Below are 26,111 nucleotides of genomic sequence, written 5' to 3' on the forward strand. Positions count from 1 at the left end.
GGTGGCTCTCATCGCCCTGGCCAACGCGAAGGGTTCGCCGGGTACGACGACGGCGGCCCTCGTGCTGGCGCTCCAGTGGCCTCGCCCCGTGCTGCTCGTGGAGGCCGACCTCGCCGGGTCGTCGATCCTGGCCGGGTACTTCCGCGGCCAGCTCCCGCACGACCGTGGTCTGCAGCCGCTCGCGATCGCGCACTCCCACGGCGATCTCGAGGCAGCGTTCTGGGAGCAGACGATTCCTCTCGTTCGAAACGATCCGGACAAGAAGCTGCTCCCCGGCATCGTCAGCCCGCACACCGCACCCGCCGTCGCGAACCTCTGGGGGCCGCTGGCCAACCAGCTCGTGGCGCTGGAGCGCGGGGGCATCGACGTGCTGGTCGACCTCGGCCGGCTCGGCACGGGCGGTGCCGTGCGCGAGGACCGCGAGCCGATCGTCCGCCTCGCGGACCAGGTGCTGATCACCACCGGGTCCCGCCTGCCCGACATCGCAGTGACGCGCGAGCTCGTCAAGTCCCGCACGTCCGTCGTCGACGCCGCGGCGCGCGACCTCACCAACCTCACGGCGCTGACCATCGGGCCCGGCCGGCCGTACGACGCGAACGAGATCGCGCGGACGCTCGGCCTGGGCACCGTGGGCTCGCTCGCCTGGGACCCGGTGAACGCCGAGGTGCTGTCGGTGGGATCGCCCGCCGGACGGCGGTACTCGACGTCCCCGCTCGTCCGCTCCGCCGCTCCGGTGATCTCCCGCCTCCAGGACCGCACCGAGAAGCGGCGCGCCCGGTTCTCCACCGGGCCGCGCGAGGTCGGCCGGGGGACCGGCCCGAGGCGTCCGCCCGAGCAGTCCGGCACGAGCGCACGCTCCGCGTCGTGGAGCGTGCAGGGCGCCGGACCGTGGCAGGGCGACGGAAGGGGTGACGCGTGAGCACACCCGAGTTCCCCGACCTCTCCTCCCTGCCGATCTTCCACGACGCGGACGACCGGGCCCCGGCCCTCCCGCGTCGTGCCCCTGCCACCGATGCGGAGACCATGCCGGGCCGACGCCCTGCCGCCGTGCAGAACACCTGGACCCCGCCGGCCGTGGAGCCGGGCAACGGCAGGCCCCCCACCGTCGACCCCGGGGGTGCCGGCCCGGCTCGGTCCGCAGGAGGCGCGCCGCCGTCGTCCGGGAGCGGGACCTCGCCCTGGGTCGGGGTGGCCCGGACCGAGCGGGAGTACCACGGCCAGCCCGGCAACCCGCGGTTGCGCGACTCCGAGTTCTGGCGCCAGGTCAACAGCCTGCGCGGCGAGGTGTCCTCGCGGCTGACGACGGCGCTCGCGGCGCGCGAGCTGGACGAGGAGCAGCGCGAGGCCCTGGGTCAGGAGCTGATCCAGCAGGTCGTGCGTGACCACAACGACGCCCTGCTGTCGGGTGGTCAGCGCAACTGGACCACCGAGTACCAGGTCGAGGTGACGCGCGCGCTGTTCGACGCGCTGTTCCGCCTGGGCCGGCTGCAGCCGCTCATCGACACCCCCGACGTGGAGAACATCGAGATCACGGGCACCGCACCGGTGCTCATGCTGATGGGCGACGGGCGCCGCACGTACGCGGAGCCCATCGCGGACTCCGACGCCGAGCTCATCGACTTCCTGCAGTTCCTCGCGGCGCGCGACCCGGCGAACGAGCGGTCGTTCACCCGGGCCAACCCGTTCCTCAACCTGGACCTGCCCGGGCGCGTGCGGCTGGCCGCCGTCGGCTGGGTGGTCCCGTGGCCGCGCGTCACCATCCGCCTGCAGCGCCTGCAGTCGGTCGACCTCGAGCTGCTGCGCGAGAACCACACCATCGACGCCGTGCTGGTCGAGTTCCTCACGGCGGCGGTGCGCGCGCGCAAGTCGATCGTGGTGTCCGGCCAGGGCCAGGGCAGCGGCAAGACCACGCTGCTCCGCGCGCTCTGCGCCGGGCTCGACCCGTGGGAGTCCATCGCCACGATCGAGACCGACTACGAGCTCTACCTGCACCTCGAACCCGAGAAGCACAAGCGCGTGGTCGCGCTGCGCACGCGCGAGGGATCGGGCGAGATGAACACGTCGGGCCGCCGCGTCGGTGAGATCAACACGAACGTCAACGTGTACGAGTCCCTGCGGCACAACATCTCCCGCGTCATCGTCGGCGAGGTGCGCGGGCCCGAGATCGTGTCCATGTTCCAGGCCATGCAGATGGGTAACGGCTCGCTGTCCACGGTGCACGCCGACGGCGCCCGCGACGTCGTCGAACGCCTGGTCGGTATGGCCGTGCAGGACTCGACCCTGTCGGAGACGTACGCGTACCGGCAGGTCGCGCAGTCGATCGACCTGATCGTCTTCCTCCGGGTCGACTCCGAGGGGGACGGCCGGCGGGTCCGCTACGTCTCCGAGGTGATCGAGGTGACGCGTGGCGAGGCCGGCAACCCGGTGGCGATCACCGACGTGTTCGAGCCGGGGCCGGGCGGTCGCGCGGTGCCCAAGGTGACACCGTCGTTCCTCGCGGACCTGGAGGCCGAGGGCTTCGACGCGAGCCTCCTCAACTACCGCGACGGGCTCTGGGAGACGTCATGACCACCCTGATAGCGGTGCTGACGGGCCTCGGCCTGGGCCTGGGGGTGTGGTTCGTCGTCGTCGGCGCGCAGCGGTACGAGCCGACGCCGAGGCCGAAGCGCACCACCCCGCCCTTCCACGGGCTGCTCCGCCTGCTGGGCCTGACCAAGGGCGGGCCGCTCTACCCGCAGCGCAAGATCCTGGGCATCGGCGCGGCCGTGGGCCTGGTGGTCGGGATCGTCACCGGCTGGTGGTCGCTCGTGCTGATCGTGCCGGTGCTGATCGTGGGCCTGCCGTCGCTGTTCCGCACCACCACCCAGTCCAACGAGGTGGAGAAGCTGACCGACCTGACCGCCTGGGTGCGGTCGCTGATCGGCGTGCTGTCGGGCGGTGCCGTCGGGCTGGAACAGGGGATCGCCGCGACGCTGCACAGCGCCGCGCCGTCCGTGCGGCCGTCGCTCGCCCGCCTCGTGGCGCGCCTGGAGGCGCGCCAGCCCATCAAGCCTGCCCTGTACCGGTGGGCGGAGGAGATGGACGACTACTCGGCCGACATGATCGCGTCGGCCATGATCCTGGAGTCGGACAACCGGACCGGCGCGGTGGCGCCCGCGCTCCGGCAGCTCGCCGAGTCCCTGTCGGCGCAGGCCAAGGCGCGGCGCGAGATCGAGACCGAGCGTGCGACCGGCCGGGCGACGGTGCGCTGGGTGACCATCGTGACCCTCGTGGTGCTGGTCGCCACGGCGATGTCCGGGTACCTGAGCGGGTACGACTCGCCGCTGGGCCAGGTCGTGGCCGTGGTGCTGTTCTGCGCGTACGTGGTCTGCCTGCTGTGGATGCGCAAGATCAGCCTCGGCCAGCCGATCCCGCGGTTCCTGCCGCACGAGCGGGAGGTCTGACATGTGGCCCTGGGCAATCGGCAGCGGCCTGGTCGCGGGACTCGGCCTGTTCCTCGTGGTGCGGGAGCTCCTCCCGTCGACCCCACGGCTCCAGTCCGCGCTGGACCGGATGAGCGGCGACGACAAGGTCGAGCCCATCACGGTGTCCGACGGCACCGAGCTCACCGCGACCCAGCGGTACACGCAGGTGTTCGGGGCATGGGCGCAGCGCCGGCTGCCGCTCTCCCTGCTGGGGCGCGGCGGCCCGACCCGGGCCGACCTGGACCTGATCGGCAAGACCGCCACCGACCACTACGGCGAGAAGGCGCTCGGCACGGTGATCGTGCTGGTGGCGGTTCCCTTCCTCGGGCTCTGTGTCGGCCTGCTCAACCTCGGCATGCCGGTCTCGGTGCCGTTCGGCGCGGCGGTCGTGCTCGCGCTCGGTGCCTGGTTCCTGCCCGACCTCGACGCGAGGTCGAAGGCCAAGCGGGCCCGGCAGGAGTTCGCACGGGCCGTGTCGACCTACCTCGAGCTGCTCGCGATCGAGCGCGTCTCCGGGGCGGGCGCCACGCAGGCGACGTTCGCCGCGGCACAGGTCGCGCAGTCGTGGCCGTTCCGGCGGATCTCCGCGGCGCTCGAACGGAGCCGCTGGGAGGGGCAGGCGCCGTGGGTGGCGCTGCGCGAGCTGGGCGAGGAGGTCGAGGTGGACGCGCTGGGCGAGGTCGCCTCGATCGTGGAGCTCGCGGGTACCCAGGGCTCGGCGATCCACGACCAGCTGCAGTCCAAGGCGGCCGCGATGCGGGACGCGCAGCTCGACGTCGAGCAGCAGCTCGCGCACGACGCGACGGTCCGGATGACCGTCCCTGGGACACTTACCGTATTTGTGTACTTTTTGATGCTCATCTTTCCAATCGGGGTCACTATGTTTCAGACTGCACCCTGAGCCGGCTCGCCCCCGGTGGCGTCGCGGTGTCACACGAGCCGCTTCTTACCCATTTGTTGAAGTCGACATCACCCCAGGAGTCACCATGAACCAGCACCTGAGCCAGGGCCGGACGGCAGCGTCGCGAGTCGCCGCGCGGGCGTCGCTGCGCGCGGCAGCGGCGCGCGGTCGCGTCGACGCCCTCAACGCCCGCTTCGCCGAGCGCTCGGCGGAGCTCCGTCGTCGGCTCGCCGCGGGCCGTGCGGGCGAGCCCGACGACGCCGGCCTGGAGTCCATCGAGGTGGTCGTGCTGTCCGTCGTGGGTCTCGGTATCGCCATCGCGCTCGGTGCGGCGATCAAGGGCCTCGTCGACGAGTACATGTCGCAGCTCTAGGGATGTAACGGATGAACGAGCGCGGTGCCGCCTCCCTGCAGACCGTCCTGACCTACCCGATCGTGCTGATGCTGATCTTCGGGATGGTGCAGGGGGTGCTCTACTTCCACGCGCAGAACACGGCGCAGTCCGTGGCCAACGGGGCCGTGCAGGCCGCGCGCGTGGAGGGCGGCACCGTCGACTCGGGGTACGCGGAGGCCGCCTCGCGGCTCGCACGCGGCGGCGACGCGTTCGCCTCGGTCCGGGTGTCGGTGACGCGCGGTGAGGAGATGGCGACCGCGACGGTGATCGGGCTGGCGCCGTCGATCGTGCCGGGCTTCCGCGGGCTGCGGGTGGAGCAGTCGGCGACGGGGCCCGTGGAGCGGTTCACGTCGGCGGTGAACGGCTGATGAGCGGGTCGGGCGGGGGTGCCGACGAGCGTGGCAACGTGGCGATCAACACCGCCGTGATCTTTCCCGTGCTGCTGCTGATCGGGCTGCTTCTCATCATGGCGGGCCGGATCGTGCTGGCCGAGGGCGTGGTGCAGTCCGCGGCGAACGAGGCCGCGCGGGCGGCGTCGATCAGCCGGACGGCGGCGGTGGCCGGGGTGCAGGCGACGTCGACGGCGACGTCGACGCTGGTGAACTCAGGGGTGAGGTGCTCCTCGACGTCGGTCCGGCCGACCACGGACGCGTTCGACCTGCCGCTCGGGACGGTCGGCACCATCACGGTGCGGGTGGAGTGCGTGGTGCCGCTGCGCGACCTCGGGCTGCCGGGAGCGCCCGGTTCACGGACGATCAGTGCGACCGGGACGTCGGTGCTCGACGCCTACCGGGGGCGGTCATGACCAGGGGGGCTGGGCGCATGTGGGTGCGGCGTGGGCGGACGGCGGCGGCGCCGGCGAGAGCGCGGAGGGTGCGGGAGCGGGGCGAGATCAACATCCTCGCCGCCGGCATGGTGCCGGCGCTCATCATCGCGATCGGCCTCGTGGTCGACGGCGGCGGGCGGCTGCACGCCGAGGACGAGGCCGAGTACGCCGCGGACCAGGCGGCACGGGCCGCCGCACAGCAGATCCGGATCGACCGCGCACAGATGGGACTGCCCCCCGAGGTGGATCCCGCACGCGCGACACAGGCTGCCGCCGACACGCTCGGCGCGCTGGGAGTGCAGGGCGGGGTGACCGCCGTGAACGGCGCCACCGTCAGCGTGGGCACTCAGGTCACCTACAAGACGACGTTCCTGACGTTGATCGGAATCAGCTCGCTCAGTGTCGAGGCGGATGCCGAGGCGCGGGCGGTCCGCGGTATAGGACAGGAGGAATCCTGATGAGCACCTCGACAGCCCAGGGTCGTGCGGTGACCGGTGAGCCCGGCGGACCGCGGCGGGGTACCGGCGCGCGTGTGGCGAGAGGACTGGGCGCGGCGCTGCTCCTGTGCGCGCTCGTCGTCGGGATCCCGGTGGGTCTGTGGGTGCTCGGCGGGCCGATCTGGACCGGACCGGTCAGCGTGGGCCGGATCATCTCGATCCTGAGCAGCCCCGACGTGACCGGCTCGGTGCTGATCGGGCTGATCAAGATCGTCGGCTGGGTCGCCTGGCTGACGTTCGCGATCGCGGTGGTGATCGAGGTGGTCGCCGCGCTGCGCGGACACCGGTCGCCGCACGTCCGCGGGCTCGGCGCGCAGCAGCGCGCGGCCGCGGTGCTCGTGGGTGCGATCATCACGATGCTGGTCGCGGCACCATCCGTGTCGCCCGCCATGGCGGCGACGACGCCGGTCGAGGTCGCCGAGACCGGGACCGTGGTGACGGCGCCGGTCTCGTCGGAGGCTGTTCTCCCGACGGACGTCTCGATGGGTGCGACGGAGAAGAAGGCCGGCGCGGACGAGACGCCGGCGCCCACCTACACCGTCCAGCCCGGCGACTCGCTGTGGCGGATCGCCGAGCAGACCCTGGGCGACGGCGCGCGGTTCAAGCAGATCGCCGACCTGAACTACGGCGTGCCGCAGGCCGACGGCAACGCGCTCGACGCCGGCAACTGGATCGAGCCGGGCTGGGTGCTGCGGCTGCCGGCGGAGGCTGCCGGGGGCGCCGACGTCGTCCTGACCGGCGCGACCGGTACGGACGGCGACGAACCCGTCGGGATCGGTCCCTCGAAGGCCGGCGCGGACGACGGGGACACCGTCGACGTGACCCACTCCGGGAAGGCCGCGGCCGAGGTGGTCGTGGAGCCGGGCGACACCCTGTGGGGGATCGCCGAGGAGGAGCTCGGCGACGGCACCAAGTACCCGGAGGTCTTCGAGGCGTCGCGCGCCACGGACCAGCCGGGCGGGGAGCGGCTCACCGACCCCGACCTCATCTACCCGGGCTGGACCGTGACCGTTCCGGGCGCGGGCGAGGCCGAGGCGGCCGAAGGCACGCGGGGCGACGACGCCGCGCAGCCCACGCCGGACGACACCGACGAGTCGGCGTCCGAGGGGGAGTCCGCGGACGCGGGCGCGGAGCAGCCGGGTGGATCGGACGCCGGGGCGGACGCCGCGGGCTCGGATGCCGCGGGCTCGGATGCCGCGACGCCGGGCGAGACCGGGTCCGCACCGGAGGCCGAGGGCTCGGGCGAGGAAGCCCCGGCCGATGGTGCGCAGGCCGACGGCGGAGTGTCGGACGCGGTCGGAGCCACGAGGATCGGCCAGCGCGCCGACGCGAAGGAGCCCGCCCCCGAGCCGCCGGCGCCGTCCACCGAGGTGACGCCCGAGGGTTCGGTCGAGGTCGAGCCCGAGGACATCGAGGAGCCGGGCGGCGCGGGGAACGACGTCGTGCAGGACGAGCAGACGCCGTCGGACGAGCGGCCTGCCGGCGAGCAGCCGGCAGGTGAGCAGCCGGCCGGTGAGGCCCCGGCCGCCGACGAGCCGAACCGCGCCGGGCAGAACGCCGCCCCGAGGTCGCCGGCCGACGCGGCTGACGGCGAGCGGCGGGACGACGCGGGCCGTGACGGTGCCGACAAGCCCGACCCCGCCGACGTCGCGACCGGCACGGCCGGTATCGGCGGCCGGGACGCCGCGACGGACGGCGCCGGGAAGGGCGACTCCGGCACCGAGGGTGACAAGCCCGAACCGAAGCCCGAGCAGACGGCCGAGGGCAACCTCGTCCCGCAGGCCCCGCCCGCACCGCAGGAGACCGAGGGCCCCCAGTACGACGAGGTCACGCCCGAGGACCTCGAGAACGATCCGAACCTCGAACCGGACCAGTCGGCGCCGCAGGGCCGCTCGCTCGACGAGTCGATCCCCGGCAGCGGGCTGATCGCCGACGAGCTCCTCCCGCAGGACCAGGGCGACGAGCCGGCCACCGACGACCCGGCCGGCAACGGCTCGGCCGCCGACGAGCCGGCCGCGGAGCAGACGTCTTCGGAGGGCGGTACGACCTGGGGCAGCGACCCGGCGTCGGACGACGAGCCGGCGGCCGGCAACGCGCTGGAGGGCGTGATCGAGGAGCCCGCCCAGATCGTCCCCGAAGACGAGGTGGAGCCGACCTCCGTCGGGGGTTCGGGCATCGACGCGCCCCGCGGCGCGGACGACGTGCTGCCCGAGGACATCGCGAGCGACGAGCCGGTCGCGGGGGAGTCCGTTCCCGAGGTCGCCGTCGAGTCGTCCCCGCCCGTGGAGGCGGCGGCACCGGCCGAGGCCGGCGGCCCCGCGGAGCTCGACACCCCGGACGCCCAGCCCGGTGCCGCGGCGGCCGGGACGACGACGGCCTCCGCCGCGGCCACCACCGCTGCCGCGAGCGACCGGTCGCTCCTCGACTCGGCGACCGACGTGGCCTCCGACCTCATGGAGGACATCGACGAGTCGGTGGGTGTGCGCACCGCGACCGGCGTCGGCGGCCTGCTCGCAGCGGGCCTGCTCGCCCTGGTCGCCGTGAAGCGGCGGCGGGCGCGCAAGGGTCGCGAACCCGGCGAGACCGTCGTCGTACCGGGCCCGGAGACGCCGGCGGGGGCGCTGGAGCGCGACCTGCACGGCGTCGAGGACCCCTTCGGGCGCGACCAGGTGGACCGCGCGCTGCGCAGCCTCGCGCTGTGGCACCGCGAGCGTGGCCTGCCGTTGCCCGGGGTGCGCATCGCGCGGCTGAAGAGCGGCGAGTTCGTCGAGCTCTACCTCGACCGCGCCTCCGACCTGCCCGAACCCTGGGCCAGCACGACCGACAAGTTCATCTGGCAGCTCGCCGCGGGCGACGCCGACGCGGCGGCGCAGGTCGGTTCTGCCGGGCCCACCGCGACCGAGGACGGGGAGGCGCCTTACCCGGCTCTCGTCACCGTCGGTCACGACGACGAGGACGCGCACCTGATGCTCGACCTCGAGAACCTCGCGTGCCTTGACATCCGCGGCACGGACGCCGCTGCCCAGGCCACGCTCGCGGCGCTCGCGGTCGAGCTGGCCACGAGCCTCTGGGCGGACGACCTGCAGGTCACCGTCGTGGGAACGCTCGGCGACCTGCCGGGTGTGGTCGACACGGGCCGGGTCCGGCACGTCTCGGGCCTCGCGGAGATCGTGCGCGAGCTCGAGGCGCGCGCCGCCGACGTCGACCGTACGCTGGCGCAGGTCGGAGCGACCTCCGTGGCCGAAGCGCGCGGCCGGGGGCTGGCGACCGATGCCTGGACGCCGGAGATCCTGCTCGTCGGCGAGCGGCTCGGCCTGACCGATCGCGCCAGGCTGGAGAGCCTCGTCGAGCGCGTGCCGAGCGTCGGGATCGCGGCCGTGACGTCCAGCGCGGAGGTGGGGGACTGGGTGCTCGACCTGACCGGCGACCTGACCAACGGCGACACCACCCGCGGCATCCTCATGCCGGCCTACATCGCGGTGCGTCCGCAACAGCTGGACGCCGAGACCTATGCCCAGGCCCTGGCCCTGCTGGCCGAGCCCGAGACCGCGCCCGGCCCCGAGTGGAGCCGTTCGATCGACCGCACCGAACCAACGCTCGAGGAGATCCCTGTGGAAGCTGTCCGCGCTGGTGCCGCGGATTCGGACGTCGCGGTCGGCGAGGCGACGGCGCTCGCGCCGTCGGGCTACGGGGCGGGGACGGCTGCCGGCCCGGCGGCCCCGGCGACCCACGGCAGGCTGCCCGAGAGCTTCTCGCCGTGGGCGCGGGCCGCGGTCAGCGTGGCGACGCCGCCGCTGGGCACGCCTGTGGTCGGGACGGGCGGACCGGCCGAGGCCGCAGGTCCGGCCGAGCCGGCTCCGGAGCCGCTCGTGGTCGAGCCGCCGATCGTGCGGGTGCTGGGGAACGTCGAGCTCGCCGGGACGACGGGTGTGGAGCTGCCCTCCACGCACCAGCGGCAGGCGACCGAGCTGATTGCGTTCCTGGCGTTCAACCCGGGGTCGCGTGGTTCGGACATCTCCAAGGCACTGTGGCCCTCACGCGAGCCGAACCTGGCGACCCGGCGTTCCGCCGTGTCGCGCGCGCGGCGCTGGCTGGGCACCGATCCGAACGGCTTCGAGTACCTGCCGCGCTACTGGTCCGCGGACGACGGCGGTCAGGCCGACGTCGAGTCCGCCGGCTACCGGCTGCGCGGGGTCGCCACGGATTGGCACAAGTTCTGCGACCTCGTGGGCCCGGACCTCACCCAGACTCCGACGTCGGACCTGCTCGCCGCGCTGGACATGGTGCGGGGCAAGCCGTTCGAGGGCGTGCCGCTGCGCAAGTACGCGTGGGCCGAGCAGCTGATGCACACGATCTCGTCGGGCGTGGTGGACGTGTCCCACGAGGTGGCCCGTCGCGCGCTCCTGGAGGGCGACGTGGCGACCGCGCGGCACGCGTCCCAGGTGGGGCGGCTCGCCGACCCCGTGGACGAGCGGTCGTGGCGCAACGGGATCCGCGCGGAGATCGCGTCCGGCCGGCGGGACGCGGTGGGCCGGCTCGTGGACCGGCTGCGTGATCACCTGGAGCAGCTCGCCATGGAGCCCGAGCCGGACACCGAGGAGCTGCTGGCGCAGGTGGACGAGCAGGAGCGGCGGCGGGAGCGCACCGGGGGCTGACGTCGGGCCCGCCGAGAGCGTTACCGCGGGGGCGGTGTTACGGACAGCAGACAACGTCTGCTGTCCGTAACTCTTTGCGCTCAGTCGAACCCGCCCGGGCCAGGGATCGGCGCGAGGTCGATGGCGAAGCTCCCGGCGTCCTCACCGGTGAGCCGCGCGAGCAGGGTGCGGAGGGCGGCCTCGGCGTCGTCCAGGAAGACCGCGTGGCTGACGGCGCCAGGGACGCCGACCGCGCGCAGCGTCCAGCGTCGCTCGTCGCGGTACGCGACCACGGTGTACCTGTTCATTCCGGGCTCGCCGGCCGTGGCGCGGTGGTGCCGACGTGATGAGATGTCATGACGGCAAGCCTGTAGAGGAACTTTGCGATCCGCTACTTGAAACTCATATTGACCACCTTTTAGCGGTGATACCGACATATATGTCGGATACGAAGCACCCTTCCTCCGGGCGAGGATGCGCCCCGTCCCCAAGGTTTTCCACAGGGCCCACTTTCCGGATCCCGGGGGCCCGGCTAGCGTCATTCCCGGTCGTTGCGGATACGCAACGGCGTGGCCGAGGGGGCGGGGTGCGGGGATGAGCGGCATGGTGATGCGCGCGGTCGGGCTGATCGTGACGGCCGGCTTGGCGCTGACGGCGTGCACGGGCTCGCCGCGGGATCCTGACGTCTCCGCGTCCCCCACGGGTGTTCCGACGCCCGCGGCCAGTGCGAGCCCGTCCCCGTCGTCGCCGGCCAAGCCGGAGCGTCCCGAGGCGATGAAGCGCACGGACGCGAAGGGGGCGGCGGCTGCGGCGGAGTACTTCATCGAGCTCTACCCGTACGTGATGGCCACGGGGGACACGGAGGAGTTCGAGGCGATGTCGCACCGGGCGTGCGGGTTCTGCGGCGATGCGCTTGAGCAGGCAAAGAGCATCCAAGCGCGCCACGAGACCTGGACTGGTGGAGAGATTCATAGCATTCTGCTCGAAACCTACGAGCGGGACGCGGTCACGGGAATCTTTCCGCTCGATCTTGAGGTAGAACAAGCGGCGGCTCAGATTGCAGACTCTGAAGGCGTCACAGTCTTCGAGGGCGCGGATGAGCATTCCACGTACCGGGTAGAGGTTGGTCGCCAGGACAGTGCTTGGGTAATTGTTGAGATCGCGCCGGGACCCGCTCAATGAGCGGCTCGCCGATTCGCGTCGGCGCAGTAGCAGGCCTGGTGTTGCTCACCGTTGCCAATGCAACGCTTAGTGCCTTCGCGGACGACGGATACGAGCAGTTCGGCGGAACTGCGCGGGGGCAGACGATCTCAATCGAGGCTGAGCGCAGATCCGCGCCGCCATATGCGAGCGGCCCTCGCTTAGGGGCGAACGATGTCGGGGCTGTGGCGCCGCCGGTGCGTCAATGGCGCGTTACTCCCGCACTGTGCTTCCTGCGTGATCTCGGTGGGGCCACGGTGCTCGCCGAGTCCTGCGACGAGGGTCACCAGCTCGCCTACGAGGGCATCGAGTGCGAGGACGACGAGCAGGCAGTCGGTGCCTTGTTCGAGCAGCGTCAGGTGTCGGGCGAGTGGTCGGACGCCGCACTGGTCGAGGACGAGTCCTGCCTGGCCGAGCGGCGTCGTCAGGTCGACATCCCCGCCGCCGCGGCACGGGCGTTCCAGGAGATGCAGATCGCGCCGTCGGAGGTGAACGTGCAGCCGCCGGACGGCTGGACGCTGGTCAACGCCGACACCATCGCGTTCACCGATCGGGAACCCCGTACGGTCAGCACCGAACTGTTCGGCATCCCGGTGGATATCCGCGCGGTCCCGAGCAACTACTCCTGGGACTTCGGCGACGGCACTGCTCCGCTGAGCACCACCGACCCGGGCGCCCCGTACCCCGCCCACACCATCGCGCACGCCTACGCGAAGCAGGGCACGGCGACCATCTCGCTCACCACCACCTGGAGCGGTCAGTTCCGCCTGGCCGGCGAGCCCACCTGGCGCGACGTGCCGGGAGAGGCGACCACGGCGTCGTCGTCGGGCAGCCTGGAGATCCTGGAGGCGAGAGCACGACTGGTGGAGGACCTGTACGCCGGCTGACGCCGGCCCCTCCGGATGGCTCGGGGACCGTGCGTTCGGTGCTCACGAGACCGCGTGCTTGGCGGTCGTGTTGTCGAGGCAGCGGTCGACCAGTGCGGTGAGCTCGAGCGGCAGCGGCAGATCCACCTGTTCCGCGTGCGACAGATCGTCGTACAGGGCGACGGCAACTGGGCCGGCCATCTGGTCGGCCGGTGCGTCGGTGCAGAGCAAGATCCCGACCGTTGGGCTGTGGGTCTCGGGGATGCGTACGAGGTCGTCCACGAGCGACACCGTGTACCGGGTGCGGGCGATCAGGGCCGTATTGAAGCGACCGACGTGGACCTGGATCGCGATGTACCGCAGCTGGGTCACGTGGAAGAGCAGCAGGTCGACGGTGTAGTCGCGCTCGTCCTCCATCAGCTCCATGTGCCGGTCCACCAGGCACATGTGGCGGGAGGGCACGGCAAGCAGGTCCTCCAGATGGTCGACGACGATGCCGGTGAAGATGCGGCGGATCGACTCGGTGATCTCGTCGATGACGTCCTCGAACCCCTCGGGCCCGGAGTCGGTGCGTCGGAACATGTTCATCGCTCACCGGTCCGGTGGACGGGCTCGGATGGGGCTGTCAGAAGGTTCATGGTCCAAGCCTGTAGAGGGATTACAACATTCGCCACCCGAGTTGCATATACGCAACGAATCGGCATGAGTGACCCTTCCGCCGAGGTTGAGGCATGGCAAGTCTGTGGCTCGTGCTTGCCCTGTGTTGGCGAGATGTTGTGAATTATCACGGAGGCGCCTTGCCGGGAAGACGGATGTAGCGCACCCTTGTTCCGGCCGTGTTCACTGAGTTGTGCCCGAAGTTGAGGGAGTCGCCGATGGTCTCGTCCGCCATCACGCCCAAGCGCACCATCGCCGTCCTCATCGGGGTCGCAGTCATTGCGGTGGCGGCGTTCGCAGTCGTGCGGTCGGGAGTGTTCGAGCCGGAGACGGTCCAGGGTGCGATCCCCGGGCCGGGATCATCGTCCCCCTCGGCGTCGGCTTCCGCGAGTCCTTCCGCGACGCCGGCCCCGGAGCCGTCCGCGTCTCCGACGACGCCGGAGCAGATCAAGGCCAAGAACATCGCGGACGCGAAGGCGCGGCTGACGGAGTACTACGAGACGACGGCCCAGGTGGCGAACAACGGGTACAAGGACTGGGACACGACTTTAGACAGTTTCTATGGGAATCCCCGAATCTGGTCGTCGATTGGTGGCGTCTATTCAGGACTTGAGGCAGGCGGTCAATACACCACAGGTGAAGCGGGCGTCGAACGAGTGGAGGTCACAAAGTACACGGCCGACGATGCAGGATTCGAGTCGGTGGAGTTGAGGGCGTGCGTTGATTTTAGAGACGTGGCCAATTTCTCCGCTGACGGAACCGAACTTGAGCGTGAAAAAGGTGCGCCGACCCGCTACATGTTCGACTATCTCATGCGCCATCAAGGGCCGGCGAGCGTGTGGACAGTCAATGAGCAAACCCCGCACCCGGAACAGGCATGCTGATGCGAATAGTCGCTCGATACTTTTCGGCTCTGGGAGTGCTGTCTCTCGCTCTGATGTTGTTTACTCCTGCCGCCGCGGCCGACGAGAACTGTGAGCCCATCGTCAATCCGGACGGAACCTTCACACTCCCATGTGAGGAGGAGGGGGGCGCTGGGGGAGGTGATGAAGGCGGCGGTGGTGATGATAGCGGCGGAAATCCCCGGGAGTGCCATTACGGCGCTCAGAATATTCCGTGTAGTGGCCCGTATGGGGCCTGGGACGGTCGGTGTTATGTGCGTGTCGCGAGTCCTCAGCCCGAGCGGGGGTCTGGTGCGTGGGAAGGCAATGATGATGGGTATATCCTTGAGTGCACTCCCTATGCTTGCGCACAGGCAGGCGGTGACTTGACCGATTGCCCGGGCCACTCTTTCTATTGGTCGCCAGATGCGCCCGCACCAGTCGGCCCGTCAGCCGAGGAACTCGCGCGACGGGCTGTCGCAACGATGCAACTCGCGATGGGCCAGATCGGCTCCACCCCACCGGCATCCATCCAGGACGGGAGCTCGGTCGGCGCTGTAGGCCTGCCCATCTGGTTGTGGATAGCCAATCGCGCAGAAAATACGATTGGCCCGATCACGCGGACCGCGAGCGACGGTGGCCTGACCGTCAGCGCGACCGGGACGTTGAATCGAGTCGAGTGGACGCTCACAGATGCGAACGGAACCACCATTGGTGCCATTGCTTGTGACGGTGCCAACGCAGCTGGGACGCCATATGACGGTCGGAACAGCGCAGAGCCGTCACCCACCTGTGGATTCGGGGCCGATCTGAACAGCACTCCCGGCAGCCTGACGCTCACGGGAACCGCGTACTGGTCGGTCCAGTGGCAGGGTGGGAACCAGTCCGGACAGATAGACGTGCCTCCACAGAGCAACACCACGCAGATCCGGATCGGCGAGCTCCAGGCGATCCTCCGGAACTGAGGCACCAACGTTCCGAAACTATGCGCCGCCCACCGTAGGGGGGGCGCATAGTTTACCCCACCATCCCCACTATTGCCCTCTGATCTGGCCTTTGCCGCCGATACAGTCCTCGTGAAGCCGCCCTACGACCTGAGCCAGCGGCCCAGTGGAGGACACACACCCATGGTTTCTGCCGAGGCTCTCGCGCGCCCGTTCGGCCGTGGCGCGACCGTCTGGATGGCATCCCTGGCGGCGGCGACGTTGCTCGCGGTGGGCCTGGTGCCCACACACCAGGCAGCTGCTGCACATACGTCGACGGCGTCGCACCGAAGTTCACCACGGTCGAGATGTCCACGCGTTGGCTCGCACCGATCCCGAGCGGGCTGCTCAAGTGGACCCCCCAACTCACGTACGCGGCGTCGGACGACCAGACCGTAGCTGCCTACCAGGTTCAGGAGCGGACGGCGGGCATGTTCGGCCGGCTGCCGTCCACGCCGTCGACCTACCCGTGGAAGACGGCCCGGAGCATGGAGAACTTCCTCGACCCAGGCGATCAGGCGTGCGCGGGGGTGCGAGCCAAGGACACCGTAGGGAACGTGAGCGCCTGGTCACCTTGGCGGTGCGTCAACGCGCCCTTCATGAACGGGACGGGCCACATCGATGGCGCCAACAACGGAATCTGGGAATTTACCGTCTACGACAGGGGGCCGGCGTCGACCACGAGGAATGTCGCCGTGCGCTCCGTGCGGGTGAAGGTGCAGACCGGGCCCGGCTACGGGTCGATGAAGGTGTACGCGGGGACGGAGTACCTGGGCACGATCAACGCGCACTCGGCGACGAGCGGTACGAAGTGGACGACGCTCACCACGTCGTCGGCCACGGTGAAGGCCGTGAAGGTGCGGTTCGTCGCCACAAGTTCGAAGGACGTGCACGTCAAGACGCTCTACTTCGTACGCTGAGGATCCGACGAACGCCGCGACCAGGCATCCTCCATGTGGGATGCCCGGTCGTCGCGTGGAGTCCAGGATGGACTCCATGGCATCCACCACCTCCGTCCTCCGCGGCATCGGCCAGGTAGCTCTCGGCGCTGCTCTCCTCACGGCCGGCATCGCTCACCTGACCACGGCCCGCAAGGAGTTCCAGGCCCAGGTACCCAGCTGGTTCCCGGCCGACCCCGACACCGTCGTGGTCGGGTCCGGCATCGTCGAGATCGGCCTTGGCACCGCCCTGGTGGCTACCTGGAAGCAGCCGGCCCGACGGCGGCTGGGAGCGCTGGCCGCCGCGTTCTTCGTCGCGGTCTTCCCCGGGAACGTGGCGCAGTACGCCGGGCGTCGGGACGGTTTCGGGCTGAACACCGACCGCAAGCGCGCGCTGCGGCTCCTCGGTCAGCCGGTGCTCGTCGCGTGGGCGCTCGCGTCGACCCGGAACCGTTCCACCAAGACCGCGAGCTGACCTCGGGCGTCAGACGCCCTGGAGCATTCCCACCTTGCTCGCGTAGTCGACCAGCTCGAACGTCGAGCCCGTCACCAGGGTCGCGCCGGCTGCCCGCGCCGCCTCCGCGACCGGTTCGACGTTCCCGTAGAGAACGAACGGCAGGTGAGCGTCCGCCGCGCGGACCTTGGCGAGAAGGCGGAGTCCGGCGTCAGACACGTCGACGCCGGACTCGTGCCGGCCCATGTCCGAGATCACCATGCCGTACCGGCGACCGGCGAGGAGACGCATCGCTTCAGCCGTCGAGCGCGCGGTGTCGACCTCGGCGCCATCGCGCCGCCATGATTCCGCGACCATCGCATTGTTCTCGGGGTGGTCGTCGACCCAGAGGATCGGGAGGTTAACGGGGACCGAGACCTGTCGCTCCTGCTCCTGCGACGTCCAGGCGGTCTCGTCGGAGCGCGGTGTCGCGGCCTGGAACTGCTCGATGGTCTCGGCCTCGGGGTTCGGCAGGACGCCGTCCAGCTGCCGCTTCAGCAGCGCCACCTCGTGCTGCAGATCGGTGATCATGTCCGACTGCTGGTCCGTCGCCTGCTTGAGGTTGAGCCGCTGTCCGCCGATCTCCAGCGTGACGTCGTCGGAGTTGCGCAGCTTCGACAGGAGCTGCCGGCCGAACACCAGCAGCACGACGATGACGAGCAGGGGCCACAGGAGGCTGGCGACAGCCCCGATCAGGTCGGCAACGGGAGTCACGGGGGCAAACGTACCGGCCGGGGACCGCCGGGCAGGACCGCTCGACGAGCAGCAGGGTCTCAGCCCTCCAGCAGCCCGCGGATGTCCTCCGCCCCCAGCGCGCCGGCGAACGCGCCCGCGTCGTCGCTCAGCACCGCGTCGAACAGCCGGGCCTTGCGCTCCTTGAGCGCCATCACCTTGTCCTCGATCGTGTTCTCGGAGACCAGCCGGAACACCATCACGTTCTGCGTCTGCCCGATGCGGTGCGTCCGGTCGATCGCCTGCGCCTCCGTGGCCGGGTTCCACCACGGATCGAGGAGGTAGACGTAGTCCGCCTCCGTCAGGTTCAGCCCGAACCCGCCGGCCTTGAGGCTGATCAGGAAGACCGGCGCCGACCCGTCCTTGAACCGGCCGATCACCTCCGGCCTCCGCCGGGTGGACCCGTCCAGGTACTCGTACGGGATCCCCAGCTCCTGGCACACCTCGGCCGCCTTGGTCAGGAACGACGTGAACTGGGAGAACACGAGCGCGCGGTGCCCCTCCGCCGCGACCTCCGCCAGCTGCTCGGCGAGCAGGTCCAGCTTGGCCGACCCGACACCCTCGTACTCCGGGTCCACCAGCGAGGCGTCCAACGCCAGCCGCCGCAGGGTCGTCAGCGCGCGGAACACCGCCACGCGATTCTCGTCGAAGCTGTCCAGCAGACCCAGCAGGCGGGACCGCTCGCGCTGCAGGTGGGTGTCGTAGATCCGGCGGTGCCGGGGATCGAGGGTGACCCGGAGCACCTGCTCCTGCCGTTCAGGCAGCTCGGGCGCCACCTGGCTCTTGGTCCGGCGCAGCATGAGCGGCTTGATCCGACGGCGGAGCCGGTTCAGCAGCGGCCTCGAGTCGCCCTCGCCCGCGACCGGTTTGACGTAGTCCTCCCGGAACTTCATCGCCGAGCCGTACAGCCCCGGCGCGACGATCGCGAGCATCGCCCAGAGCTCCATGAGGTTGTTCTCCATGGGCGTGCCGGTGATGGCCAGCTTGAACGGCGTCCGCAGCCGGCGCGCCGACTCGTTGGCGCGCGTCTGGTGGTTCTTCGCGAACTGCGCCTCGTCGAGGATCAGGCCGCTCCACCCGACCTCGGCGAACGCGTCGAAGTCCAGCCGGAAGATCGCGTACGACGTCACGACGACGTCCGCCCCCGCGGCGACGTCCGCCACCGACGTGCCGGCCTTCCGCGCGGTCGTCGGGAGCGTCACCACCTTGAGGTCCGGCGTGAATCGCGCGGCCTCGGCGGCCCAGTTGCTCACCACCGACGCCGGCGCGACCACGAGGAACGGCGGCCGGGCACCCTCCTGGCGGGCCTGGGCGACGAAGGCGAGGGTCTGGATGGTCTTGCCCAGGCCCATGTCGTCGGCGAGGATCCCGCCCAGCCCGTGCCGCCACAGGAAGGTGAGCCACTCGAACCCGTGCTGCTGGTACGGCCGCAGCTCGGCCTTCAGCCCGACGGGCGGCGGCAGGGGCTCCGGCCCGTCGACGCCGTCGGCGGTCAGCGCGACCAGGTCGCTCACCGAGCGCCGCCACCGGTCGGACTGCTCGACGAAGTCGGCGACGTCCTCCAGCTCGGCCCACAGACCGGCGTTGAACCGGCTGATCCGCAGCTTGCCGGGCTGGTCGGAGAGCCGCTGTGCCTCCTCGATCAGGGCCCGGAGCTGCGCGAACACCGGCAGGTCGGTACGCAGCCAGGTGCCGTCGGTCAGCATGAACCGCTTCTGGTTGCGGGCCAGGGCGTCGAACAGCGACCCGAACGGGATATCGCGCCCGTTGACCGTGACAGTGACGCCCAGCTCGAACCAGTCCATGTCGCCGCTGTCGGTGGCCCGCATGCTGACGACGGGCGTGGCCTCCAGGCCGCGGTACTCGGGCAGCTCGTCGCTCTCAACCCGGACGTCCGGCAGGGTCCGGAGCACGGGCAGCACCATGGTGGCGAAGTCCATCGCCCGCAGCCCGCGGAACACCTCGGGCGCCACCCGGAAGTGGCCGAAGCCGGGCACCTCGCGCACCGCGGCCACGGCCCGGCCGAGGGTCGCGGCCTCCGCCGCGAGATCGCGCAGGTCGGAGCCCGGCTCCAGCGCCGTCGTCAGCGGGTACTCCTTGTCCGACGGCGGATAGGCCCACCGCCACGCCACCCGGACCTCCGCCGCCGAGACCGCCTCGACGGACACGACGAGCTCCGGGCGGGGGAGCTCCGGCAGCTCGACACCCGCGTCCGCCCGGACCCTAACCTCACGGCGCAGGAGCGGCAGGTAGTCCGCGAGGAACTCGTCGACCGCGTCGGCCGGGATCGCGACGTCGGCCAGGTGCACCGCGGCGCGCTCCTGGTCGGTGAGCGGCGCCGCCGTCGGGCCCAGGGTGATGGTGCGTCCCGAGGAGGACTCCTCCACCGCGAACAGGCCGTGGTGGCCGAGCGGACCGACCGCTGCCGTGCCCGTGACCACGCCGTCGAAGGCGACGGTGCGCTCGAGGCGTGCGCCGCCGCCGGGCAGGGAGAGGTCCAGCGCGACGGACGCCTCGTGGGCCAGGCGCACCGACTCCCGCCTCGACTTGCCGACGAGCTCGATCCCGAGCTCTGCGGCGTCGGCGAGGTGGTGCCAGAACGGGCGGGGCAGCACGTCGTCCAGGCTGATCCAGTCGCCCGTGCTGAGGTACCCGTAGCCGCGCGGGCTCGTGGCGCGGAGGGCGTCGAGCGTGGTGAACCACTCGCGGACGGCGGGGTCGACGCCGCGGAGGAAACCGTTGCGGATGTAGCTCCACGAGGCGTTGCCGCCGACCCACGCTCCCCGGTCGTTGCGCTGCACCGGCCGCATCGACAGGGACAGGGTGTGTGCGGCGGCGGAACCGTCGATCCGGAGCTGCAGCGCCAGCGTGGTCTCCGCGTCGGTCGCCGAAGAACCTGCTGGTACCACCACCGGGGCCGCCGGCACGAGCTGCTGCACGATGGCCTTCCATTCCGGGACCTGCGGGGCCCGGCTCAGCGACGAGGCGGGCCGGACCATCGAGGCCAGACCGTCCGTCCCGGACTCGAGGAGCGTCGCCGCCACGTGCTTGCAGGCGGACCGGACCGGGCAGGTGCAGTCCGAGCCGACGACGACAGGCGGACCGGGCGGGTCTGCCTTGAACTCGACGGAGCACGAGTACGTGCTGCGGCCGCTGCCGCGCACCCACGAGATGAGCAGCAGGTCGTCCGGCAGCCACTCCCACGAGATGACCCGGCCCTGCTGCTGGTAGTCCTCGCCACGCTGGAACGCGCCGCTGCCCACCAGCAGCCTGATGGCCGCGGGGAGGATGCGCGGGGCGGGGATCGGCGTGGGCACCCGTCCATGGTTCCACGGCGCACGGACCGCCAGGCCGAGTTATCCACAGCGTGCCGCACATCACGGAGTGTCAGTGGTCTCTGGGAAGGTGTCCGCATGAACCCCTTGCCCGACGCCGGCCGACGGCCCGCCGCGCTCAGCATCCTCGCGCTCACCGTCGCGGCGTGGACGGCCGTGCCGCTGCGCCTGGCGCTGCCCGGCACCGAGCTCGACCTCGGGTTCACCCTGAACAACACGGTCTTCGTCGTGGAGAACGCGGCGACGGCCGGGACGGTCCTGCTGGCGCTGGGATCGGCGGCGCTCCGGGCCCGGCGGCTCCTGGTCGGAGCCGTGGTCGTGGTCGGTGCGCACCTGCTGTTCCAGATGGGCACGGCGGTGGTGCAGCTCGTGCTCGGCGCCCGGCCCGACCTGATCCTGGGCACCCTGGCCGAGATCTTCGTGCTGCTCGTGGTGGCGACGGGGGCGCTGCTCGCCCTGCTCCTGCGCGACCCGGGGACGGCTCGCCGGGCCGGCGTGGTCGTCGTCCTGGTCGGGGCCGTCATCCACACCCTGTGGACGAGCGTGCTGCTCCCAGTCGTCTCGGTGGTTTCCTACGGGAGCCTGCTGCCGGGGATGGTCGGTTCGCTGCTCCTGGGCGCGGCGCTGGGCCTGCTCGTCGTCGCGGCCGCCGCGCTGTGCGGATGGGCGTCGCCGACGACGCGCCGGATCGGTGCGCTGCTGGCGGCGGTGGTCGCCGTGCTCGGCCTCCTGGCCGCTGCCGGCTCCTTCGGCGTGCTGGGCGCCGGGTATGCCGTGGTGCAGATCCTGCAGGGGGTGCTGATGCTGGCCGCCGTGCCGTGCGCCGTCGTCGCGGCCCGGCGCCTGGCGGTGGCCGTTACCCCTGATCCGGCCACCGTCAAGGCATAGAACGTGTACTACTTCGCGGAGCTGACCCTGATCTCTTCCAGCGCCACGACCTCAAGGATCTGCTTGACGATGATCGGACCGACCGACTCCCACGAGAGCATCTCGGCGATCACCATGTACGACAGATCGTCCCCGGTGAAGCAGCCGCCGCGGTGCAGCGCGTTGAGCAACCGGTGCTTGGGCCAGGTCAGGTCGTCGAGCCGCTCGACCCGCCGCACTGCGGGGTAGAGCCGGCCGACGGGGAGCGGCTTGAGCCGCGTCACCGCGGCGTCCGCCAGGCGTGCGACGCCGACATCGGTCTTGTCGTCGACCTTGCCGACGTACCAAGCGTCGTCTTCGGCCATGACCTCACGGAACCAGGGGAACACCTCTCCCCAGGTTGGCGTCGGTGTGACGGCGGGTGCGTCGGACATGAACTAGAACCTCCAGTCCCTGTAGGTAACTAGTCTCAATCCTTGCACCGTTCGACCGGCAAAACAGGCATGTTCGCCTCAAAAGACCGGACCTCATCCACAAATTCACCCGCTTACCGGTTGCCGCGCCAGCGCCGCCGTGCGAGTGCCGCGCATCCCGAACAGGAGCGCGGCCGCGACGTACCCCAGGGAGAGGGCGACGAAGAGCCCGGGCGACCATCCGGCGTCGGGCACGAGGAAGGCCGCGAGGGCAGCGGCACCCACGAAGGCGGCGTTGTAGAGCACGTCGTAGAAGGCGAACGCTCGGCCGCGGAAGGCGTCCTCGGAGTCGCGCTGCACGATGGTGTCGACGGCGATCTTGGCACCCTGCGCCGCGAGGCCGAGCAGCCCGGCGGCGGTGATCACCGTGGCGAAGCCCGGCTGGGGCACGAGGACGAGCTGCGACAAGCCCGCGACCAGGAGCATCACGGCGATCCAGGACTGCGGGGCCATGCGCCGGGCCAGGACGGCGGTGAGCAGGATCGCGAGCCCGCCCCCGACGCCGGTCGCGGCGATCACGGTCGCGAAGGTCGCGAGGCCGGCGGTCGGGTCGCCGGGGTCGGCGAGCAGGTTGCGGGACATCAGGATCGACGCGATGAACACCACCCCGTACAGGAAGCGGTGCAGCGCCATGACGAGCAGCGCCTGGCCGGGGGTGCGGCGCGCGGCCAGGTAGCGGGCGCCGTCGACCAGGCCGCGGGCCACGACCACGATCTCGTTGCGGATCGAGCCGACGGCGGGCTCCACCGGACCCAGCAGCGTGCGCGACATCCGCAGTCCGAGCAGCGAGGCGCACCCCATGACGACGCACGCGCAGGCCAGCGCGATCGCGTCGTGGACCCGGCCGGCCGGCATCGCGAGGCCGAGCAGGAAGCTCAGGCCGCCGCCGAGGAAGGCCGCACCCGCGCCGAGCGTCGGGGTGAGGGCGTTGGCCGTGAGCAGCAGGTCGCCCTGCACCACCCGCGGCAGACCCGCCGAGAGGCCGGCGAGCAGGAACCGGTTGACGCTCAGTGCGGCGAGGCCCAGCACGTAGATCGCCGGCGTGACGCCCTGCGTGAGCATGAGCACCGCCATCGTGCCGGTGATCAGCACACGCACCGCGTTGCCGTACACGAGGACCTGGCGTCGCTGCCACCGGTCCAGGAACACGCCGGCGAACGGGCCCACGATCGTGAACGGCGCCAGCATCACCGCGAACGCTCCGGCGATCGAGGCCGCCGAACCCTGTGACTCCGGGCTGAAGAACAGGAGGTTGGCGAGTCCCACCTGGAACATGCCGTCGCCTGCCTGGGACACGAGGCGCACCGCGAACAGCTTGCGGAACCCGGGAAGGCGCAGCAGCGCACGTAGCTCGGCAAGGACGGTCACGCCGTCGAGCCTAACGGCGGGGCTCGGGTACCACCTGGTCCGGGCGTCCGGATGTTCACCTGCGCGACACCCGCGCGCCAGCCCGGCGTCCTCCCACCGACACCGCATCGCGCGACGGTGCCCAGCGTGTCCCTTCACCGCCGCCACGCGGCCTTCATCGCTTCCGGCGCGGTCCTCGCGCTCGGTCTGAGCACGTTCCCGGCCTTCGCCGCCGGCCAGCAGGTCTCGACGGGCGCCCGAACGAGCGGCGTCGACGCCGCCGGCTCCGGCCCGGCCTGGACCGGCACGACCGCCTTCGGCCGGACCGGCGCACGCGAGACCTTCCACCGCCTCGCCACCTACCCCGTCTTCCAGAACGTCCCCGCGGGCACCGATCCCGCCGCCGCGACGGTCGCCGAGATCTCCGCGGTCAGCGAGGACGGCAGGACCCTCGTCCACACCGACGCCGCAGCGCGCCGCATCGGGTTCGTCGACATCAGCGACCCCGCGAAGCCGCGAGGGCTCGGCAGCCTGTCGCTCGCGGAGCTCGGCTCGGAGCACGACGAGCCGACGTCGGTCGCCGTCGTCAGGGATCACGTGCTCGTCGTGGTCGACAGCTCGACGTCGTTCACCGCGCCGTCCGGCCGCCTCGACGTCGTCGACCTCGCGACGCGCACCTTGGTGCGCTCGATCGACCTGGGCGGTCAGCCCGACTCGATCGCCGTGACGGACGACGGCGCCCACGCCGTCATCGCGATGGAGAACCAGCGCGACGAGGACGCCCTGCCCGACACGGGCGACGGCGAGGAGGGCGACCTGCCGCAGGCCCCCGCCGGGTTCCTGCAGTTCGTCGACCTGCCGGGCACCGACCCCGCGGCCTGGCAGGTCCGGCCGGTCACGCTCGACCAGGCGGCGCTCGCGGCCGCGGGCCTGGACACCCCGCAGGACCCGGAGCCCGAGTACATCTCGATCAACCCGTCCGACACCAAGGTCGCGGTGACGCTGCAGGAGAACAACGGCGTCGCCGTGCTCGACGTCGAGTCGGGCGAGCTCGAGAACGTGTTCTCGGCGGGCGACGTCGCCCTGGAGGGCGTGGACTCCGAGGACGACGGGGCGATCGACCAGACCGGCTCGGTCGAGGCAGCACCGCGCGAGCCAGACGCGATCGGCTGGATCGACGACGAGCACGTCGCCACTGCGAACGAGGGCGACTGGAAGGGCGGGACGCGCGGCTGGTCGGTCTTCGAGGCCGCGACCGGCGACGTCGTCTGGGACGCGGGGTCCTCCGTGGAGGAGCTCGCCGTTCGCGTCGGCCTGCACAACGAGGACCGCGCCGGCAAGAAGGGTGTGGAGATCGAGGGCCTCGCGGTCGCGACGCTCGACGGCGTCCGCTACGCGTTCGTCGGCTCCGAGCGGTCCAACTTCGTGGCCGTGTACGACGTGTCGCGGCCGGCCAAGCCGCGGTTCGTGCAGGTGCTGGCCACGACGAACGGCCCGGAGGGGATCCTGCCGGTCCCGTCGCGGAACCTGCTCGTCGTCTCCTCCGAGGAGGACGCGGCCGAGGACGGCGTCCGCGCCTCGGTCTCGCTGTTCGGCAAGGGCCAGCGGTACGCCCGACCCGCAGGCACAGCTCTGCTCGATGCCGCGGCTTTGCGGGGCTCGCAAGCTCACTCCTCAGCCGCGGGCTTCCCGTCGATCGTGTCCGCCGACGCGAAGACCTCCGAGGGTACGAGGAAGCCGATCGGCTGGACCGCGCTCGGTGCTCTCTCCGCCGACCCGGCCGCCCGCGACCGCCTGTGGACCGTGACCGACGCCGCGAAGTCGCCGACGTCGATCCTCTCCGTCAGGACCAAGGGCAGCCCCGCGGTGATCGACCGCGAGATCGTCGTCACCGAGAACGGCGAGCCGGTGGGCCTGGACGCCGAGGGCATCTGGGCACGGCCGGCGGTCCGCGGCAAGGCGGGCGGGTTCTGGCTCGGCGTCGAGGGAGCGACCGGGCCGGAGAACGCGCTGGTGCGCGTCTCGGCGTCGGGCCGCGTGCAGGAGCGCGTCAGCCTGCCCGACGACGTCGCCGCCGGCCTCGGCAAGTGGGGCGTCGAGGGCGTGACCGGCATCGTGGACCGCGACGGGGAGCACCTGTTCGTCGCGCTGCAGCGGGGCCTGACCAGCGACGACGGCGTGGGCGGCTACGCCCGCATCGGGCGGTACGACGTCGCGACGGGGGAGTGGACCTGGTTCGGCTACGAGCTGTCCGAGCCGACGGCCGACGGCGACTGGGTGGGCCTGTCCGAGGTGACGGTCGTGGACCGGGACACGCTCGCCGTGATCGAGCGGGACAAGCTCAACGGCCCTGCGGCGCAGCTCAAGGCCGTGTACACGGTGGACCTGCCGAAGCGCGACCCGCGCCCGGGCACCGTCCCGGTGCTGCGCAAGAGGCTCGCGATCGACGTCCTGCCCGCGCTCCGCGCCACCAACGGCTGGACGCAGGAGAAGCTCGAGGGCCTGACGATCGGCGGTGACGGCCGCGTGTACGCGGTGACCGACAACGACGGCGTGCAGGACGCGACCGGCGAGACGGTGTTCCTCGACCTGGGCAGCGCCCGCAAGATCTTCCGCTGAGCCG

General features: G+C 71.3%; 23 protein-coding genes. 17 read left to right on the forward strand and 6 right to left on the reverse strand.

Annotated features, from left to right (window positions below; all coding sequences use genetic code 11):
* Position 1: 1 nt before the first annotated feature.
* From AB0I29_RS16615 to AB0I29_RS16655, 9 genes are all read left to right on the forward strand, one after another.
* The gene (locus tag AB0I29_RS16615) at positions 2–919 is read left to right on the forward strand and encodes a hypothetical protein (protein ID WP_285100533.1); all 918 of its coding nucleotides are present in this window, start codon (positions 2–4) and stop codon (positions 917–919) included.
* Positions 916–2,568 carry an ATPase, T2SS/T4P/T4SS family gene (locus AB0I29_RS16620; RefSeq protein ID WP_357483303.1) on the forward strand — a complete coding sequence of 551 codons (1,653 nt, stop codon included), beginning with the start codon at positions 916–918 and terminating at the stop codon, positions 2,566–2,568. The genes AB0I29_RS16615 and AB0I29_RS16620 overlap by 4 nt, the downstream gene beginning before the upstream one ends.
* Entirely contained in the window at positions 2,565–3,443 is an 879-nt protein-coding gene (locus tag AB0I29_RS16625; RefSeq protein ID WP_285100531.1) for a type II secretion system F family protein, read from the forward strand. The genes AB0I29_RS16620 and AB0I29_RS16625 overlap by 4 nt, the downstream gene beginning before the upstream one ends.
* Before the next feature lies 1 nt (position 3,444).
* Entirely contained in the window at positions 3,445–4,365 is a 921-nt protein-coding gene (locus AB0I29_RS16630; protein ID WP_285100530.1) for a hypothetical protein, read from the forward strand.
* 85 nt (positions 4,366–4,450) lie between these two features.
* Positions 4,451–4,738: a hypothetical protein gene (locus tag AB0I29_RS16635; protein WP_285100529.1), complete on the forward strand. Its 288-nt coding sequence runs from the start codon at positions 4,451–4,453 to the stop codon at positions 4,736–4,738.
* A gap of 11 nt (positions 4,739–4,749) precedes the next feature.
* Entirely contained in the window at positions 4,750–5,127 is a 378-nt protein-coding gene (locus tag AB0I29_RS16640) for a TadE family protein (RefSeq protein WP_285100528.1), read from the forward strand.
* A gap of 38 nt (positions 5,128–5,165) precedes the next feature.
* Complete coding sequence (locus AB0I29_RS16645; RefSeq protein ID WP_357483309.1) at positions 5,166–5,564, forward strand: TadE/TadG family type IV pilus assembly protein; 399 nt, start codon at positions 5,166–5,168, stop codon at positions 5,562–5,564.
* On the forward strand, positions 5,561–6,043 hold the full coding sequence (locus AB0I29_RS16650; protein WP_357483313.1) for a pilus assembly protein TadG-related protein: 483 nt from the start codon (positions 5,561–5,563) through the stop codon (positions 6,041–6,043). Before AB0I29_RS16645 ends, AB0I29_RS16650 begins: the two co-directional genes overlap by 4 nt.
* A complete protein-coding gene (locus AB0I29_RS16655) occupies positions 6,043–10,737 on the forward strand; it encodes a LysM peptidoglycan-binding domain-containing protein (protein WP_357483316.1) in 4,695 nt (1,564 codons plus the stop codon). The genes AB0I29_RS16650 and AB0I29_RS16655 overlap by 1 nt, the downstream gene beginning before the upstream one ends.
* Positions 10,738–10,817: 80 nt before the next feature.
* Here AB0I29_RS16655 and AB0I29_RS16660 read toward each other — a convergent pair whose 3' ends face one another.
* Entirely contained in the window at positions 10,818–11,024 is a 207-nt protein-coding gene (locus AB0I29_RS16660; protein ID WP_285100524.1) for a hypothetical protein, read from the reverse strand.
* A gap of 286 nt (positions 11,025–11,310) precedes the next feature.
* Here AB0I29_RS16660 and AB0I29_RS16665 point away from each other — a divergent pair, with 286 nt between their 5' ends.
* Both AB0I29_RS16665 and AB0I29_RS16670 read left to right on the forward strand, forming a co-directional pair.
* Positions 11,311–11,898: a DUF6318 family protein gene (locus tag AB0I29_RS16665; protein ID WP_357483319.1), complete on the forward strand. Its 588-nt coding sequence runs from the start codon at positions 11,311–11,313 to the stop codon at positions 11,896–11,898.
* A 275-nt stretch (positions 11,899–12,173) separates the two neighbouring features.
* Positions 12,174–12,803 carry a PKD domain-containing protein gene (locus AB0I29_RS16670; RefSeq protein ID WP_357483322.1) on the forward strand — a complete coding sequence of 210 codons (630 nt, stop codon included), beginning with the start codon at positions 12,174–12,176 and terminating at the stop codon, positions 12,801–12,803.
* Positions 12,804–12,845: 42 nt separating this feature from the next.
* Here AB0I29_RS16670 and AB0I29_RS16675 read toward each other — a convergent pair whose 3' ends face one another.
* Positions 12,846–13,364, reverse strand: coding sequence for a PDDEXK nuclease domain-containing protein (locus AB0I29_RS16675; protein WP_357483325.1), 519 nt, complete (start codon positions 13,362–13,364; stop codon positions 12,846–12,848).
* Between the two features lie 293 nt (positions 13,365–13,657).
* On the opposite strand from AB0I29_RS16675, the gene AB0I29_RS16680 reads away from it, so the two are divergent.
* The 4 genes from AB0I29_RS16680 to AB0I29_RS16695 all read left to right on the forward strand — a co-directional run bounded on the left by AB0I29_RS16680 (position 13,658) and on the right by AB0I29_RS16695 (position 16,716).
* Positions 13,658–14,323 carry a hypothetical protein gene (locus tag AB0I29_RS16680; RefSeq protein ID WP_357483328.1) on the forward strand — a complete coding sequence of 222 codons (666 nt, stop codon included), beginning with the start codon at positions 13,658–13,660 and terminating at the stop codon, positions 14,321–14,323.
* A gap of 494 nt (positions 14,324–14,817) precedes the next feature.
* Complete coding sequence (locus AB0I29_RS16685; protein ID WP_357483330.1) at positions 14,818–15,285, forward strand: hypothetical protein; 468 nt, start codon at positions 14,818–14,820, stop codon at positions 15,283–15,285.
* A 326-nt stretch (positions 15,286–15,611) separates the two neighbouring features.
* Complete coding sequence (locus tag AB0I29_RS16690; RefSeq protein ID WP_357483333.1) at positions 15,612–16,223, forward strand: hypothetical protein; 612 nt, start codon at positions 15,612–15,614, stop codon at positions 16,221–16,223.
* Between the two features lie 76 nt (positions 16,224–16,299).
* Positions 16,300–16,716, forward strand: coding sequence for a hypothetical protein (locus AB0I29_RS16695; protein WP_285100517.1), 417 nt, complete (start codon positions 16,300–16,302; stop codon positions 16,714–16,716).
* Between the two features lie 9 nt (positions 16,717–16,725).
* Here AB0I29_RS16695 and AB0I29_RS16700 read toward each other — a convergent pair whose 3' ends face one another.
* Together AB0I29_RS16700 and AB0I29_RS16705 are read right to left on the reverse strand one after the other, a co-directional pair.
* On the reverse strand, positions 16,726–17,448 hold the full coding sequence (locus AB0I29_RS16700; protein WP_357483337.1) for a hypothetical protein: 723 nt from the start codon (positions 17,446–17,448) through the stop codon (positions 16,726–16,728).
* 59 nt (positions 17,449–17,507) lie between these two features.
* Complete coding sequence (locus tag AB0I29_RS16705) at positions 17,508–20,783, reverse strand: DEAD/DEAH box helicase (protein WP_357483340.1); 3,276 nt, start codon at positions 20,781–20,783, stop codon at positions 17,508–17,510.
* 96 nt (positions 20,784–20,879) lie between these two features.
* On the opposite strand from AB0I29_RS16705, the gene AB0I29_RS16710 reads away from it, so the two are divergent.
* Positions 20,880–21,689 (forward strand): hypothetical protein, encoded by an 810-nt coding sequence (locus AB0I29_RS16710; protein WP_357483342.1) that lies wholly within the window; start codon positions 20,880–20,882, stop codon positions 21,687–21,689.
* An 8-nt stretch (positions 21,690–21,697) separates the two neighbouring features.
* Here the strand turns inward: AB0I29_RS16710 and AB0I29_RS16715 are convergent, their stop codons facing one another.
* Both AB0I29_RS16715 and AB0I29_RS16720 read right to left on the reverse strand, forming a co-directional pair.
* Positions 21,698–22,102, reverse strand: coding sequence for a hypothetical protein (locus tag AB0I29_RS16715; RefSeq protein ID WP_285100513.1), 405 nt, complete (start codon positions 22,100–22,102; stop codon positions 21,698–21,700).
* Positions 22,103–22,207: 105 nt separating this feature from the next.
* Positions 22,208–23,509 (reverse strand): MFS transporter, encoded by a 1,302-nt coding sequence (locus tag AB0I29_RS16720; protein WP_357483345.1) that lies wholly within the window; start codon positions 23,507–23,509, stop codon positions 22,208–22,210.
* A 126-nt stretch (positions 23,510–23,635) separates the two neighbouring features.
* Between AB0I29_RS16720 and AB0I29_RS16725 the strand changes: the two genes are divergently transcribed.
* Positions 23,636–26,107 carry an esterase-like activity of phytase family protein gene (locus AB0I29_RS16725; RefSeq protein WP_357483348.1) on the forward strand — a complete coding sequence of 824 codons (2,472 nt, stop codon included), beginning with the start codon at positions 23,636–23,638 and terminating at the stop codon, positions 26,105–26,107.
* Positions 26,108–26,111 lie beyond the last annotated feature (4 nt).

Origin of the sequence: Promicromonospora sp. NPDC050262, assembly GCF_040655935.1 — a bacterium.
GTDB lineage: Bacteria > Actinomycetota > Actinomycetes > Actinomycetales > Cellulomonadaceae > Promicromonospora.

Excerpts from the sequence above, each read along its gene's own strand:
- AB0I29_RS16625 (WP_285100531.1), top strand. The coding sequence starts at position 2,565 with ATGACCACCCTGATAGCGGTGCTGACGGGCCTCGGCCTGGGCCTGGGG.
- AB0I29_RS16690 (WP_357483333.1), top strand. The coding sequence starts at position 15,612 with ATGTCCACGCGTTGGCTCGCACCGATCCCGAGCGGGCTGCTCAAGTGG.
- AB0I29_RS16650 (WP_357483313.1), top strand. The coding sequence starts at position 5,561 with ATGACCAGGGGGGCTGGGCGCATGTGGGTGCGGCGTGGGCGGACGGCG.
- AB0I29_RS16640 (WP_285100528.1), top strand. The coding sequence starts at position 4,750 with ATGAACGAGCGCGGTGCCGCCTCCCTGCAGACCGTCCTGACCTACCCG.
- AB0I29_RS16635 (WP_285100529.1), top strand. The coding sequence starts at position 4,451 with ATGAACCAGCACCTGAGCCAGGGCCGGACGGCAGCGTCGCGAGTCGCC.
- AB0I29_RS16685 (WP_357483330.1), top strand. The coding sequence starts at position 14,818 with ATGGGCCAGATCGGCTCCACCCCACCGGCATCCATCCAGGACGGGAGC.
- AB0I29_RS16715 (WP_285100513.1), bottom strand. The coding sequence starts at position 22,102 with ATGTCCGACGCACCCGCCGTCACACCGACGCCAACCTGGGGAGAGGTG.
- AB0I29_RS16710 (WP_357483342.1), top strand. The coding sequence starts at position 20,880 with ATGAACCCCTTGCCCGACGCCGGCCGACGGCCCGCCGCGCTCAGCATC.
- AB0I29_RS16655 (WP_357483316.1), top strand. The coding sequence starts at position 6,043 with ATGAGCACCTCGACAGCCCAGGGTCGTGCGGTGACCGGTGAGCCCGGC.
- AB0I29_RS16630 (WP_285100530.1), top strand. The coding sequence starts at position 3,445 with ATGTGGCCCTGGGCAATCGGCAGCGGCCTGGTCGCGGGACTCGGCCTG.
- AB0I29_RS16665 (WP_357483319.1), top strand. The coding sequence starts at position 11,311 with ATGAGCGGCATGGTGATGCGCGCGGTCGGGCTGATCGTGACGGCCGGC.
- AB0I29_RS16675 (WP_357483325.1), bottom strand. The coding sequence starts at position 13,364 with ATGTTCCGACGCACCGACTCCGGGCCCGAGGGGTTCGAGGACGTCATC.
- AB0I29_RS16660 (WP_285100524.1), bottom strand. The coding sequence starts at position 11,024 with ATGAACAGGTACACCGTGGTCGCGTACCGCGACGAGCGACGCTGGACG.
- AB0I29_RS16695 (WP_285100517.1), top strand. The coding sequence starts at position 16,300 with ATGGCATCCACCACCTCCGTCCTCCGCGGCATCGGCCAGGTAGCTCTC.
- AB0I29_RS16680 (WP_357483328.1), top strand. The coding sequence starts at position 13,658 with ATGGTCTCGTCCGCCATCACGCCCAAGCGCACCATCGCCGTCCTCATC.